14 protein-coding genes are annotated in these 13,586 nt (G+C 38.3%); 11 read left to right on the plus strand and 3 right to left on the minus strand.

Annotation, left to right across the window (positions count from 1 at the left end; genetic code table 11):
* Positions 1-15 precede the first annotated feature (15 nt).
* From KQI83_RS10925 to KQI83_RS10935, 3 genes are read right to left on the minus strand one after another with little or no spacing between them, the layout of a single operon-like run.
* Positions 16-906, minus strand: coding sequence for a hypothetical protein (locus KQI83_RS10925; protein ID WP_330622383.1), 891 nt, complete (start codon positions 904-906; stop codon positions 16-18).
* The gene (locus KQI83_RS10930; RefSeq protein ID WP_216557727.1) at positions 821-1,630 is read right to left on the minus strand and encodes a protein-ADP-ribose hydrolase; all 810 of its coding nucleotides are present in this window, start codon (positions 1,628-1,630) and stop codon (positions 821-823) included. Before KQI83_RS10930 ends, KQI83_RS10925 begins: the two co-directional genes overlap by 86 nt.
* A 21-nt stretch (positions 1,631-1,651) precedes the next feature.
* The gene (locus KQI83_RS10935) at positions 1,652-2,047 is read right to left on the minus strand and encodes a pyridoxamine 5'-phosphate oxidase family protein (protein ID WP_216557730.1); all 396 of its coding nucleotides are present in this window, start codon (positions 2,045-2,047) and stop codon (positions 1,652-1,654) included.
* 214 nt (positions 2,048-2,261) lie between these two features.
* Here KQI83_RS10935 and KQI83_RS10940 point away from each other — a divergent pair, with 214 nt between their 5' ends.
* From KQI83_RS10940 to KQI83_RS10990, 11 genes are all read left to right on the plus strand, one after another.
* Positions 2,262-2,603 carry a winged helix-turn-helix transcriptional regulator gene (locus KQI83_RS10940; RefSeq protein WP_216557733.1) on the plus strand — a complete coding sequence of 114 codons (342 nt, stop codon included), beginning with the start codon at positions 2,262-2,264 and terminating at the stop codon, positions 2,601-2,603.
* Positions 2,604-2,641: 38 nt separating this feature from the next.
* Positions 2,642-3,265 (plus strand): PilZ domain-containing protein, encoded by a 624-nt coding sequence (locus KQI83_RS10945; protein ID WP_216557736.1) that lies wholly within the window; start codon positions 2,642-2,644, stop codon positions 3,263-3,265.
* Positions 3,207-4,313, plus strand: a complete 1,107-nt coding sequence (locus KQI83_RS17115; RefSeq protein WP_216557739.1) for an HD-GYP domain-containing protein — start codon at positions 3,207-3,209, stop codon at positions 4,311-4,313. Before KQI83_RS10945 ends, KQI83_RS17115 begins: the two co-directional genes overlap by 59 nt.
* Positions 4,314-4,408: 95 nt before the next feature.
* The gene (locus tag KQI83_RS10955; protein WP_216557742.1) at positions 4,409-5,614 is read left to right on the plus strand and encodes a BMP family ABC transporter substrate-binding protein; all 1,206 of its coding nucleotides are present in this window, start codon (positions 4,409-4,411) and stop codon (positions 5,612-5,614) included.
* A 12-nt stretch (positions 5,615-5,626) separates the two neighbouring features.
* Positions 5,627-7,318, plus strand: a complete 1,692-nt coding sequence (locus tag KQI83_RS10960; protein ID WP_216557745.1) for a methyl-accepting chemotaxis protein — start codon at positions 5,627-5,629, stop codon at positions 7,316-7,318.
* Positions 7,319-7,420: 102 nt separating this feature from the next.
* Positions 7,421-7,588, plus strand: coding sequence for a hypothetical protein (locus tag KQI83_RS10965; RefSeq protein ID WP_216557749.1), 168 nt, complete (start codon positions 7,421-7,423; stop codon positions 7,586-7,588).
* A 157-nt stretch (positions 7,589-7,745) separates the two neighbouring features.
* A complete protein-coding gene (locus KQI83_RS10970; RefSeq protein ID WP_216557752.1) occupies positions 7,746-9,080 on the plus strand; it encodes an alanine/glycine:cation symporter family protein in 1,335 nt (444 codons plus the stop codon).
* 63 nt (positions 9,081-9,143) lie between these two features.
* On the plus strand, positions 9,144-9,593 hold the full coding sequence (locus KQI83_RS10975; RefSeq protein ID WP_216557755.1) for an HD domain-containing protein: 450 nt from the start codon (positions 9,144-9,146) through the stop codon (positions 9,591-9,593).
* Between the two features lie 27 nt (positions 9,594-9,620).
* Positions 9,621-11,621, plus strand: a complete 2,001-nt coding sequence (locus KQI83_RS10980) for a glycoside hydrolase family 31 protein (RefSeq protein WP_216557758.1) — start codon at positions 9,621-9,623, stop codon at positions 11,619-11,621.
* Positions 11,618-12,904: a hypothetical protein gene (locus KQI83_RS10985; RefSeq protein ID WP_216557761.1), complete on the plus strand. Its 1,287-nt coding sequence runs from the start codon at positions 11,618-11,620 to the stop codon at positions 12,902-12,904. Before KQI83_RS10980 ends, KQI83_RS10985 begins: the two co-directional genes overlap by 4 nt.
* Positions 12,901-13,578 (plus strand): DUF6320 domain-containing protein, encoded by a 678-nt coding sequence (locus tag KQI83_RS10990; protein ID WP_216557766.1) that lies wholly within the window; start codon positions 12,901-12,903, stop codon positions 13,576-13,578. Before KQI83_RS10985 ends, KQI83_RS10990 begins: the two co-directional genes overlap by 4 nt.
* Positions 13,579-13,586 lie beyond the last annotated feature (8 nt).

Here is a 13,586-nt window from a genome sequence, read left to right on the forward strand (position 1 = left end):
TAGAAAAGTATATTATTATAATTTATGCTTACTACATTTAACAACCCCCTTCACCACCTCCCCGATATCCCCTTCCACACAAATCGACGGCCCCATTATCTCCCCAGGCACAAAGCAAGAATCCATATTGATGCAGGCATACTTAGCATGTGGATTTTCACTGGTGTACTGCCAAAAAGGATACTTAATAATGCCGGGTGTGTTATAGCCCACACCAAGTTCCAAATAGAGAACCTTAAGTCCCTTGTGGCGGCGTATAAAGTCTTCATATCGCTGACAGGCAGTATACCAGCCTTCATCCTGTACAAAAGTATTATCACAACGCAGGTTCATAGTCATAGGTTTTCCGCAAATAGGGCAGTGAGGAATCAGTTCAGAAGGAATACGCATATCCGTCTGTTCAGCAACCATTTTTCGTACAATTTCTTCATTATCATAAGTTTTCTGGTGGCAGGGTTCACTACATTGCCATAGACCATAATCCCCCTGGGTATAGAACAAACGCTTTTTATCAAAACCTGCAAGCTGGAATTGGTGATCAACATTTGTGGTAAGTACAAAATAGTCCTTATTTTTTACTAATGTAAACAAGTCCTCATACACAGCATATGGAGCTTTCTGATAACGATTGATGAAAATGTGTCGACTCCACCATGCCCAATATTCTTCTAACGTATCAAAGGGATAAAAACCGCCGGAATACATATCAGTGATGCCATATTTCTCCTGAAAATCAGAAAAATGTTCTTTAAATCGTTTGCCCGAGTAAGTAAGACCTGCGGCGGTAGAAAGACCGGAACCGGCTCCGATAACTATGGCATCAGATTCCAGGATGGCAACGGTCAGTTGATGAATCAGCTTGGAGTAATTTTTCATAGATGTATTTGTCGGAGTCTTTGAAAACATTAAAAATCACCTTCTTTACACTAGTTTTTTTCAGCATAAATTCTTTTACAGTCTGTACCGCAATTTCCGCAGCTTTGTCATTTGGAAAATGAAATTCGCCTGTTGAAATACAACAAAAAGCAATACTTTCAAGGTTATGTTTTGCGGCCAGTTCCAAGCAGGAGCGATAACAGGAAGAAAGGGAATCACAATCTGCTTTTGTCAATGCTCCACGAATAATAGGGCCCACAGTGTGTAGGATATATTTGCAGGGCAGGTTGTAGGCAGATGTGATTTTTGCCTGTCCGGTAGGCTCCGGGGAGCCTTGTTCTTTTATTAGTTCTGCGCAAGCAAGGCGCAATTCCACACCGGCAAAGGTGTGAATACAGTTATCAATGCAACGATGATTTGGAACATAACAGCCGGTTAATCCACTGTTTGCAGCATTTACAATTCCATCACACTGCAATGTAGTAATATCACCCTGCCAGAGATATAGTCCCGGCAACATCGGCTTTAACGAGGAAAGTTTGGTAATACCTTTCGATTGGGTTCTTTCTAAGAGATACGCATCCTGTATCTGTAAAAAGGTATCATTACAGCTTTTGGGCGGACGGATATTTAATAATCCACGCAAAAGAGATTGTTGTTCCTCAGAGGCTTTGGGAATGGATAGGTCTTGGTAATCCCGGTTTTCCCGCAAAAGTTCCCGTATTAGAAATTGTCTTCGTTCGCTTTGATTCATATTCACACCTTCTTCTTATAATTAAAACTCGTATGGTGGATTACCGGAAAAATCAGCAATTACACCATGTGGATTTTCCAGATAAAATACTTCAAAAATCGGATTATCAGCAGTTTGGTACTGACTTTTAACGATCGGATTTTTGATACACATTTCTTTCGCCACCATGTTGTTTTCAAACACAGCTTTTCCATGAAGACGAATCCATGCATAGGATGGACTGGAAACAGAAATCTCGATTTCCGGATATTCCTGCATATCTTTGTATACATCCTTTTGATTATTGGTACAGAACCACAATTTTCCGTCTAACTCACCGGCAAACATAAATGGACGGCATTTTGCCTTCCCGTCACGACCGATAGTGGCTAAATACTGTACTGGATTTTCCTGTAAAAATGTAATAACTTTGTTCATGATAAATACCTCCATAATTATAATTAAGTAATGTGGGAAAAAGGATTTCCCTTGATTCGTCTTAATTGTATATCCATCATGGAACATTGAGAAGTACGCACAATATTGTGGCATAGTTACTTTCAGGTAACCATAAGCATGGGAACTTGACAATGTCTGGTAAGTTACCGTAGTATAGGAATATATAGCAAAAACGGTAAATGGAGGTACTATAATGGATGTTACAGGAAAAGAACTTCCGGCATGTCCGGTAGAAACAACTTTAACACTAATTAGTGATAAATGGAAGGTACTGATTGTGCGAGATCTCCTTACGGGAACCAAACGATTTGGAGAGTTGAAAAAGTCTGTAGGAAATGTGAGTCAGAAAGTATTGACATCACAGCTTCGACAAATGGAAGAAAGCGGACTTTTAACTCGTAAGGTATATGCAGAAGTGCCACCTCGGGTAGAATATACATTAACAGAATTGGGATATAGTTTAAAACCTGTTTTAGACGCAATGTGCAGTTGGGGCAAAAATTACAAAATGCAGGTTGCATCCGACAAGGTTTAAAATAGATTTCCGAGGATAGGGGAAAGGAGTAAAGGTATATGACAGGGCATGAAAATGACTTAGTTGGTTGTAAAATACAAGTGAAAGACAGAAAGAGCAGTCAACTTATTTCAGACACAAGAATTACTGCATACGATACAGTGCAAAAGGTTGTAAAAATCAGTGCAAGTGGTTTAAAGTATTCCGGTCAACAGGAAGTATCCGTGTTAATATTTTGTCCAAATAGATTATTAGAGTATTATGGAGTACTGGAACGACCGGTAATAGCCAATGAATTTGAGATTAGACTTCACAGCGGAAGAAATAAGGAAGACAGAAAAAAACAGCGATATGAGATGAAAGCAAAGGGACAAGTAGAAGGAATTGTAATTGAAAAACAGATGATTATATTACGAAAACCCATTGAATTTATCACACACAATATCAGTGCCAACGGAGTGCTTCTAGAGACTATGGCAGGAAGTTTTGAAAAGGGTGACAGAATACAGATTTTGCTTGAGTTAGGAGAAACTACCATACAAGGAGAGTATGAAGTAGTTCGGATACAGAATCAGAATTTATGGACAACAGAGTACGGATGCCGTTATATTGTTGGGAGAAAGCGTGGGAAAGACTATGGCAGAAGAGAAGAAAGTAAAAAAGTTAAAAAAGGTTCCAATTAGATATTTGTGGGATGGAATGGTATTATCCGATGATTTATATAATGAAAATGGAAAAGTGCTTTTTATAAAAGCCGGGGAACGAATTACAGAAAAAACAATTGAACAACTGCGCAATCTGGGAACCGTGGATGATTGTGTTATGGTCTGTGAAGAAGCTTATCAGGAAATCATGAAACAAAAGGATATGCCTGCGGAGATTCAGCAAAAAATAGTAGAAGATCGATTTGGATATACCAAACTAAAAAAAGAAGTGCAATATTTCTTAGGAATGATTGAACATGCAGCAGAAGTGGAATATGAGGGGGCAGAGGCAGTAACAGAGGAAGTAACAAAGAAAATACAAGGAATGGATTTTCAGGATTTCTTTCGATGCATAAATGTGCCAAGAAAAATTGACGAAGGATTGCAACGTCATTCACTAAATATTGCTTTTTTAAACGGAATGATGGGGTATTGGCTAAAAATGCCGGAAGAGAAAATACAAATGTTAGTTATGGCAGGTCTGCTTCATGATATCGGGAAAACCAGAATACCGGAACAGATACTTTTAGCACCAAGAAAACTTACCGAAGAAGAATACCGGATAATAAAGAAACATCCTGTTTATTCCAGTGAATTATTGGACGAGCAATACGACGAAAGTGTGCGGGATGCGGTTCGACATCACCATGAAAAATTAGACGGTTCAGGGTATCCGGATAAGCTTTGCGATGAAAAAATATCTGTTTTTGCAAGGATTACCGCTATTTGTGATGTTTATGATGCTATGGTTTCAGAACGCAGTTATAAAGAAGAACGTTTGCCCTTTGATATTTTGGCGAAAATGAAAGCCAATGAATATACCGGATTAGATGAAAAACTCACCATTGTTTTTGTAAATAATATGGTAAGACATTTTAGAAAAAGAAAAGTAATGATGTCTGATGGAAAAATCGGCATAGTTGCATATATCCCTCCAAACGATATCAATCATCCTGTTATTTTAACTCATGGAATCGCAAAACAGGTAAATAGGGAGTGGTATTGCAAAAAGGTTTTAGAAGAATAGTATAACTTTAGCTTGCTATTGCAGTAGTGTATGAAATAGGATAAAATAAAATTATATTTATAATGTATGGTTTTTACAGTTTAGGAGGAAGAGGTATGAGAAAAGGTTGGCTGAAAACTGCGATACTATCCTTAGGGATACTATTGGCAGCAGGGTGTGGTACGAAACAAGAAGTGGATGATTATGCAACGAATCAAGGGTATGAAGACAGCGTAAGCACAAAACAAACAGGAACATCGGATAAAAAGCAAACGGATAGAAAAGGAACAGGCATTGCCAAAGAAAATATCAAGGTGGGAGTGCTTCATCTTTCTGATCCGGCAGAAGGAAGCGGTTATTCTTATACACACGATTTGGGAATCCAGGGAATGCAAGAAAATCTTGGACTTTCCAATGATCAGATTATAAGAAAAATCAATGTGGATGATACAGATGAAGATGCAGTTAGAACTGCGTTACAGGAGTGTATAGAGGAAGGGTGCAATATTATATTTGCTACCAGTTGGGGATATATGGATGTAACCGCCGAAATGGCGGAAGAATACCCGGATATTTATTTTTGCCATGGAACGGGGTACAAGAGTAATGGCAAGAATTTTATAAATTATTTTGGAAGGATTTATCAGGCGCGTTATTTAAGTGGAATTGTAGCAGGAATGAATACAAAGACCAATAAGATTGGTTATGTTGCAGCACAGGATTCTTCCAACTCAGAAGTAACAGGAGGAATCGATGCATTTGCAATGGGAATCGCTTCGGTAAATCCTGATGCTGTAGTATATGTAAAAGTAACAAATAGTTGGTATGACCCGGAAGCGGAAGAAACAGCATCCAAAGAACTTTTGGATATGGGGTGCGATGTGATGGCACAGCACTGTGATACCCCATATCCACAGACAATGGCGCAAGATGCCGGGGTATATGGCATAGGTTATAATTCAGATATGCGGAAAGAAACACCGGATTCTTGTTTGTGCAGTGTTATATGGAATTGGAGTGCTTACTATACAACTGCGGTACAAAGCGTCATTGACGGAACATGGACGGGAGAAAACTATTACGGTGGTATGCAGGAAGGATTGGTAGCAATTACCGATTTAGCTGATTTTTGTGTAGACGGAACACAGGAAAAGGTAGATGAAGCAAAAGCAAAAATTTTATCTGGGGAATGCAATGTTTTTGACGGAGAAATAGAAACCAATACAGGAGAAATAATTGGAAAAACAGGTGAGACATTAGATGATGCAACAATAACAGGAAATATTAACTGGTACTATAAAAATGTACAAGTTGTGGACTAGGGAGGGAATGTTATGAAAAAGAAGATATTCTCATTAATGGTTTTACCGGTTCTGTTGTTAGGAATAGTAGTAATATTAATTTCCTTAACAGTAGTAAAAGGCGCATTGGTACAGGAAATCAAAGATGCGTTAAGAAGTGCGGCAACGGCAACATTTGCCGCATATGACCAAAATGCAGGAGAGTATTTGGAAGCGCAAAATGGTGATATTTGGAAGGGAAGTTACAATATTTCAAAATCAGACAGCATTGTAGACAGTATTAAAGAAAAGTCAGGAATGGAGGTCACATTTTTCTACGGAGATAGAAGAATTATGAGTTCTGCAGTTGATAAAAACGGAGATAGAATTCTTGGTTCACCGGCAGGGGAGATAGTAAAAAAGCAGGTTTTAGAAAAGGGAGAAGAATATTTTAGTAAAACAGTTTCTATCGATGGAACGATGTATTATGGTTATTATATGCCGGTGTGTCAGGATGAAGGAGACACACCTATAGGAATGATTTTTGTAGGTAGTAATAAGGGACAAAAAGATGCCGCAGTAAATAAAATTGTTTATGCCATAGTAGCCGTGGCAGTAGTGGTAATGGCAATATGTATTGTAGCGGCAATGATATTTACAGGTTCGCTGACAGGCTCCTTAAAGAAGAGTATTGGATTGGTACAATCTGTTGCGAAAGGTGATTTAAAGACAGAGGTTGATAAACAATTATTAAAAAGAAAAGACGAAATTGGTGATTTGTCTAGAGCAATTAAAATATTGGAAAGTGAGATGGCAAAAAGTATTGAAGCAATTGCCGATAATGCCAAGGCAGTCTGGGATGCATCTGGAGAACTGGAAAATACGGCAAGAGAAACAACAGCATCCATGAAAGAAGTGGGTAATGCAGTAAATAGTATTGCAGAAAGTGCTTCCATGCAGGCAAATATTTCCGGAAAAGCATCGGATAATGTAACAGATATGGGAGAAAAAATTGAACAGACTTCCAGAGAAATGTCAGAAATGAAGCGAAATGCCAAAGCAATGCATGAGTCAGAAGAAAAGAATGCACAAACCATTCATAAGCTGTTAGAAAGCAATCAGGAAGTAAGAGCTCTTGTAACAGAGATTTCACGACAGACAAAGCAGACCAATGAGTCAGCCCAGAAGATAAAAGAGGCAACAGACATCATTGCATCTATTGCAGACGAAACAAGCCTGTTAAGCCTGAATGCAAGCATTGAAGCTGCAAGGGCAGGAGAAAATGGTAAGGGATTTGCAGTTGTTGCAGACCAGATACAGAAGCTTGCAAGTCAGTCCAATGAATCTAGTAAACGAATAGAAGAAATTGTAGCTCAACTAATGGAAGATTCTAATATGGCGGTTATAACTATGGAAAAAGTAGCAGAGACCATTGAAAATCAGACAAATAATATGAAAGAAACAAGAAGCATGACAGATGAAGTAATGTTGAAGCTGCAAGAATCCTTAGAAAGTATGAATGTAATTGAAAATAGCGTTATTTATTTGGATACGGCACGACAGGAAATTATAAAAACAGTGGCAGAATTATCAGATATTGCAAAGCAAAATGCAGCGGTAACCCAGGAGGTAAGTGCAAATACCAATTTGGTATCAGAGAATTTCAAACAGGTAGAAGGAAGTACAGAAGGGTTAAAGTCCATTGCAGATGGTTTAGAAGAAAGCATGCAACATTTTAGTGTTTAGCAGTTTGAGGTAAAAAGTAGTGACCTATTAATACAATTTACATAAAATAATCCTGAGGGGAGAAGATTTGACAATAAAACAAAATGTTGAATCCGAAAGGCAGTGATTTCACCGGGATGCGATATTCATTTTGAAAAGCCGGAAGAAGTATGTAAATTTACCATCAGTCAGAAATTGTGCGTAGAAGTACCGGTTATTTTTGGTGCAAGAGCAGAAGCGGGCAAGGCGGCAGTTGATTGTGACTGCGAAAAGCATCCCAAAGAAGGTTGATAGATAAGTAGAAATTGATTTAAAAGGGCATGTACAGGAAAGCTGTGCATGCCCTTTGTATGTGCAAAAAACAGAGAACAGATTAATGTAAAAATATTTCATAGAAAAAGGCAGGTACCAATATACTTAAAATAGAATAAGTATAGAGGAGTACCGAATGGACACAATATTAAAAGTAGTAAAAACCATACAGGCATATTTATGGAACTTCCCAATGTTGGTAATACTGCTTGGAACACATATTTATTTTACATTTCGGTTAGGAATTATTCAAAAATGGATACCAATGGGAATTAGAAAAAGTTTTAGCAAGACAGAAGGGGAAACAGGAAATGTTTCCCCTTATTCCGCATTATCAACAGCATTGGCAGCAACCATTGGAACCGGAAATATTATCGGAATTTCAACAGCCATTGCATTAGGGGGACCGGGAGCAATATTCTGGTGCTGGATTACCGGAGTATTTGGAATTGCCACCTGTTATGCAGAAAGCTTTTTGTCTGTAAAATACCGAGTAAGAAGAAAAGACGGTTCCTTTGTGGGAGGACCCATGTATGTGTTGGAAAAGGTATTACATCAAAAGTGGGCGGCAATTTTATTTTCCATATTTGCAGTATTGGCATCTTTTGGAATCGGTAGCAGTGTACAGGCACATTCCATTTCAGCAGCAGTATGCGGTCAGACAGAAATATCCCCACATCTAATAGGAATGGGAACAGCCATGCTGGCTGGAATTGTGATTTTAGGTGGCGGAAAACAGATTGCCAAGGTCTGTGCATTTCTCGTGCCGATTATGAGCATCTTTTTTTTAGGAGGGTGCTTTTTTATTATGGGAAAAAATGTAGCTTATTTGCGAGAAACCATACAGGTAATTGTAGGTTCGGCATTTACCTCTAAGTCTTTGGCAGGAGGAATGACAGGAACACTTGTGATGACTGCTATGCGAGTAGGAATTTCTAAGGGATTGTTTACTAATGAGGCAGGGTTAGGATCTGTACCAATGGCAGCAGCAACAGCAAGAACTGTTTCACCGGTGCAGCAGGGGCTGGTATCCATGACGGGAACTTTTTGGGACACAGTGGTGATGTGTGCCATTACCGGAATTACCATTGTTAGTAGTATGATAAGAAGCCCGGAAAAATACATACAGGTATCTCAGGATAGACTGTGTTTTGTGGCTTTTTCCCAATTGCCTTTTCAGGGAGAACGAATATTATCTGTTGCATTGGTATTATTTGCCTTTGCAACCATCATCGGATGGAACTATTATGGAGAATGTGCAGTAGTATATTTGTGGGGAGAGGGTGGAATTCAAAATTATCGGATTCTGTATCTGTTTGCAGTATACTTAGGAGCAGTCATGTCGCTGGAATTAGCATGGGGAGTTTCTGATTTATTCAATTCCCTGATGGCGATTCCAAATATTGCCTGCATCTGGTGTTTGCAAAAAATAATTGCCCAGGATACCCATAAATTTTTAAGGGGAAAATAGCGGGACTTATGGAAAAATATCCGTGTATATGGTAAAATGTTACCAGCCAAAGGAGGTAGGAAAATGACGAAGGCAGAAAGAAAACGTTTTGTGGCAGGAGCTTTGCGTAAGTTATGTCGCGAAGGAAGGATGAATGAGTCTAGAGCCTTTTGTCAGCATGGCAATACATCGGTATATTGGCACAGTATTCGCGTAGCATATTATAGCTTGTGTCTTGCAGAATTTCTGCATCTTACCAGACATAAGGAAGAATTAATATACGGTGCACTGTTGCATGATTATTTTTTATATGACTGGCATGAAAAGGATAAAAGTCACAGACTGCATGGATTTCATCATCCAAGAACCGCATTGAGAAATGCAAGTGAAGATTTTACCTTGAGTGAGTTAGAGGAAAATATTATTTTGCGACATATGTTTCCGTTAATACCAGTGCCGCCCACCAGAATAGAAAGTTGGATTGTATGTTTGGTGGACAAAGGATGTTCAATTTATGAAATCATAAGATTGTAAAGGGAGACACAATCAGGAGGAAAAATCATGAACAAAATTCGTAAATACCGTATTGGGAACCCAATTCAAACAGATGCAGTAGTAGAAAAAATTGCGATTCAAAAAGGAAAAATTCCATATTTAAAAAAAGAAGAGAAGAGCTTTGTATATCAGCTTAACGCGGAAGACCGTATCTATGGATTGGGCGAAAATGTAAGAGGAATCAATAAAAGAGGCTGGATATATGAGAGTAATTGTGCAGATCAGCCAAATCATACAGAGACACAGCATTCTTTGTATGGAGCACACAACTTCTTTGTAGTTGAAGGAAAAGAACGATTTGGTGTATTTATAGATTATCCGGGAAAACTGGTATTGGATATGGGGTATACCAGAATGGATGAAATCCGTATTACCCCAGAGGATTGGAACTTAGATGTATACATCATAGAGGGAAAAGAGATTCTTGATATTATCAAAGAATTCCGTACTATGATAGGACGAAGCTACATTCCGCCAAAGTGGGCATTTGGTTATACACAGAGCCGTTGGGGATATCAGAGTGAAGAAGATATTCGTAATGTAGTAAAAGGATATCGTGAAAATGGCATTCCATTAGACAATGTGTGCATGGACATTGATTATATGGAACGCTTTAAGGATTTTACCATTAACCAAGAGACATTTCCGAAATTCCCTGAATTTGTTAAGGAAATGGAAAAGGAGCATATTCATTTAGTACCGATTATCGATGCAGGGGTAAAGATTGAAGAAGGCTATGAAACTTACGAAGAAGGCGTAGAGAAAGGGTATTTTTGTAAGGAAAAAGATGGCAGCAACTTTGTAGGTGCAGTATGGCCGGGAAGAGTACATTTTCCAGACTTTTTAAACAGTAACGCAAGAAAATGGTTTGGACATCAGTATAAGATTCTGTTAGATCAGGGAATTGAAGGCTTTTGGAATGATATGAATGAGCCTGCTATTTTCTATTCCGATAAGAATCTGGATGCTGTAATGAAAAAGATTAAGAAAATGGATAATCGTGATATGGATATGTGGGAAGTATTCGGTTTCCGAGATTTAGTAAACGGACTTGCCAATAATCCGGAAGATTATGCATCTATCTACCATAATATGGATGGAAAAAAGGTATGCCATGATAAAGTACACAATTTGTATGGCTATAACATGACAAGAGCAGCAGGTGAGGCTTTTGAAGAATTAGAACCGGAAAAGCGTGTACTTATTTACTCCAGAGCATCCTATATCGGAATGCATCGATATGGCGGAACCTGGATGGGAGACAATCAGTCCTGGTGGTCACACTTATTGATGAATCTTCAAATGTTGCCATCTATGAATATGTGTGGTTTCTTGTATACAGGGGCAGATTTAGGTGGATTCGGTGCAGATACCACAGAGGATTTGGTACTTCGTTGGATGGCACTGGGTGTATTTACCCCACTTATGCGTAATCATGCGGCAATCGGAACCAGAGAACAGGAGGCTTATCAGTTTATCCATAAGGAGGCATTTAAGAATATCATTGGAATACGTTATGGTTTAATGCCATATTTGTATAGTGAATATATGAAGGCAGCGTTGCGTAATGAAATGCTTTTCACACCATTGGCATTTGCATATCCAAAGGATGAACAGGCAGCAAAAGTAGAAGATCAGTTGCTATTGGGAGAAAGCATTATGATAGCACCTGTTTATACACAGAATGCCGAAGGAAGATATGTATATCTGCCGGAAAAAATGAAACTGGTTCGTATGAAGAGTATGACAGATATTAAGACAGAAGTCTTAGAAAAAGGTCATTACTATGTAGATATTGCATTAGATGAAGTAGTATTTTTCATTCGTCCGGAGAAAATTGTTCCATATACCGTGGGTGGACAATATATGGAAGAAGCAGAAAAACAGGAATTAAAGACATTAGATTTTGTAACCAAAACAGCAGAATATGAACTTTACGAAGATGACGGTTACGAAAAGGATTATGAGAATCCAAAACATTATAGAACAATAAAGGTAGAAGCATGAAAAGAAATTCAAGTGAAATAAAGTGGGATAAATTAGATAATACAGCGCATCTTTTTCCGGTTATCGCCGGAGAGAGTATGAGCAACGTCTATCGTATATCGGTAACACTAACAGAAGAGGTACAACCGAAACTGCTGCAAGAGGCATTAGAGCGGGTATTGCCTTGGTTTGATGTGTTCAATGTGCGTATACGTTCCGGAGTGTTCTGGTACTATTTTGAAACCAACCAGAAACCGGCACCGGAGGTAAAAGAAGAGTATCGTTATCCTTGTAGATATATTTCACCAAACCGGAACAGGAATTACCTGTTCCGGGTAAATTATTATAAAAACAGAATTAATCTTGAGGTATTCCATGTATTAACAGACGGAATGGGTGGAATTACCTTTTTAAAAGAATTAACGTATCAATATTTGAGACTTGCCCATCCTGAATTAACAGAAAAATTAGGGGATGGATTAAGCAGTGAAACTTCCTTAAATCGAGAGGACAGTTATCTGGAAAATTATAAAAAGGGGCATAAAAAGTCCTATAAGACAGAACGTGCATATATGGTAAAAGGGGAAAAATTAGACCCTTTAGAGCTAGGCATAATGCATGGCTATATGTCGGTAAAAGAGTTAAAAAAAGTAAGTGCAGGTTATGGAGTATCCATTAATGAGTATCTGGTAGCCGCTTTTTTGTGGAGTATTTATCAGGACTCTTTACATGGAGCGAAAAACAGGCATGGACGACCAATTAGCTCTTGTGTACCGGTAAACTTAAGACCGTATTTTGATTCCATTACCATGAAGAATTTTTTTGTAATTGTTTCAGCGGTATTTAAACCTGAAAAAGAAAATTATACTTTTGAAGAAGTAATAAAAATAGTAGCAGAAAGTCTGCGCAGTCAGATTACCCGTGAAAACTTAGAAAATTTGTTTGCATACAATGTTTCCAATGAGAAAAATTTTATTTTGCGTGCAGTTCCGTTATTTGTAAAAAGTCTGGCAATGAAGTATGTATATCGTACCAGTGCACTTGCCAACACTACAACGGTAACAAATATCGGAAACATTCAAGTGCGGGAAGAGTATCAGGCATATATTCAACAATTTTCCGCATTTTTATCCATGTCCAAAGGGCAAAATGTAAAAGGAACAATTTGTTCCTATAAAGACAGATTGGTATTTACCATAAGTTCCAACTTGGCAGAAACTGCCGTGCAACGAGGATTTTTCCAGCGACTTGCTCAAGATGGAATTGCCGTACAGGTAGAAACAAATGGAGTATATGAAGAATGAGACGATGTAAGAAATGTAATGTAGAAATTTTAGACGAAGCAGTGATATGTCCGTTGTGTAAAAGTGTGTTAGAACAAGAAAAGCAATTACCACAGGAAGACATAGCGGTAGGATATCCCAATGTAAAAAGTAATGTGAAAAAACTGAATTTTGTAGTTAGACTTTATAGCTTTTTAGCTATTGTAACAGAAGTCGCATTAATTATAATAAATTACCTGAACTATCATGGAACCTGGTGGTCTGCCATTACAGGAGTTAGTATTTTATATTTTTATATTACATTAAAATATTCCATTCAGCAGAATAACGGATATCGAAGCGTTATCTGGGTGCAGGTTATAGGTGCGGTATTACTTGTGATTGCAGTAGATAATATTGTGGGGTACCGTGGCTGGTCGGTAAACTACGTCATGCCGGGAGCGGTACTTTTATTGGATATGACCATTGTAATATTAATGCTGGTAAATATGACAAATTGGCAGAGTTATTTGCTGATGCAGATATGCACAGTATTAGTGTCTGGGGCATGTCTTGTTATGTGGAAAATGGATGTAATTACCAGTCCCGTTCTTTCCGTGATTGCAGCAGCAGTATCCGCCTGTTTATTGTTGGCAACCGTGATATTTGGTGACCGCAAGGCAAAGAACGAATTGAAGCGAAGATTCCATGTATAGGAGGAAAA

Origin of the sequence: Roseburia sp. MSJ-14 (assembly GCF_018918225.1) — a bacterium.
GTDB lineage: Bacteria > Bacillota > Clostridia > Lachnospirales > Lachnospiraceae > Petralouisia.

Excerpts from the sequence above, each read along its gene's own strand:
- KQI83_RS10925 (WP_330622383.1), bottom strand. The coding sequence starts at position 906 with ATGTTTTCAAAGACTCCGACAAATACATCTATGAAAAATTACTCCAAG.
- KQI83_RS10930 (WP_216557727.1), bottom strand. The coding sequence starts at position 1,630 with ATGAATCAAAGCGAACGAAGACAATTTCTAATACGGGAACTTTTGCGG.
- KQI83_RS10935 (WP_216557730.1), bottom strand. The coding sequence starts at position 2,047 with ATGAACAAAGTTATTACATTTTTACAGGAAAATCCAGTACAGTATTTA.
- KQI83_RS10940 (WP_216557733.1), top strand. The coding sequence starts at position 2,262 with ATGGATGTTACAGGAAAAGAACTTCCGGCATGTCCGGTAGAAACAACT.
- KQI83_RS10945 (WP_216557736.1), top strand. The coding sequence starts at position 2,642 with ATGACAGGGCATGAAAATGACTTAGTTGGTTGTAAAATACAAGTGAAA.
- KQI83_RS10955 (WP_216557742.1), top strand. The coding sequence starts at position 4,409 with ATGAGAAAAGGTTGGCTGAAAACTGCGATACTATCCTTAGGGATACTA.
- KQI83_RS10960 (WP_216557745.1), top strand. The coding sequence starts at position 5,627 with ATGAAAAAGAAGATATTCTCATTAATGGTTTTACCGGTTCTGTTGTTA.
- KQI83_RS10970 (WP_216557752.1), top strand. The coding sequence starts at position 7,746 with ATGGACACAATATTAAAAGTAGTAAAAACCATACAGGCATATTTATGG.
- KQI83_RS10975 (WP_216557755.1), top strand. The coding sequence starts at position 9,144 with ATGACGAAGGCAGAAAGAAAACGTTTTGTGGCAGGAGCTTTGCGTAAG.
- KQI83_RS10980 (WP_216557758.1), top strand. The coding sequence starts at position 9,621 with ATGAACAAAATTCGTAAATACCGTATTGGGAACCCAATTCAAACAGAT.
- KQI83_RS10985 (WP_216557761.1), top strand. The coding sequence starts at position 11,618 with ATGAAAAGAAATTCAAGTGAAATAAAGTGGGATAAATTAGATAATACA.
- KQI83_RS10990 (WP_216557766.1), top strand. The coding sequence starts at position 12,901 with ATGAGACGATGTAAGAAATGTAATGTAGAAATTTTAGACGAAGCAGTG.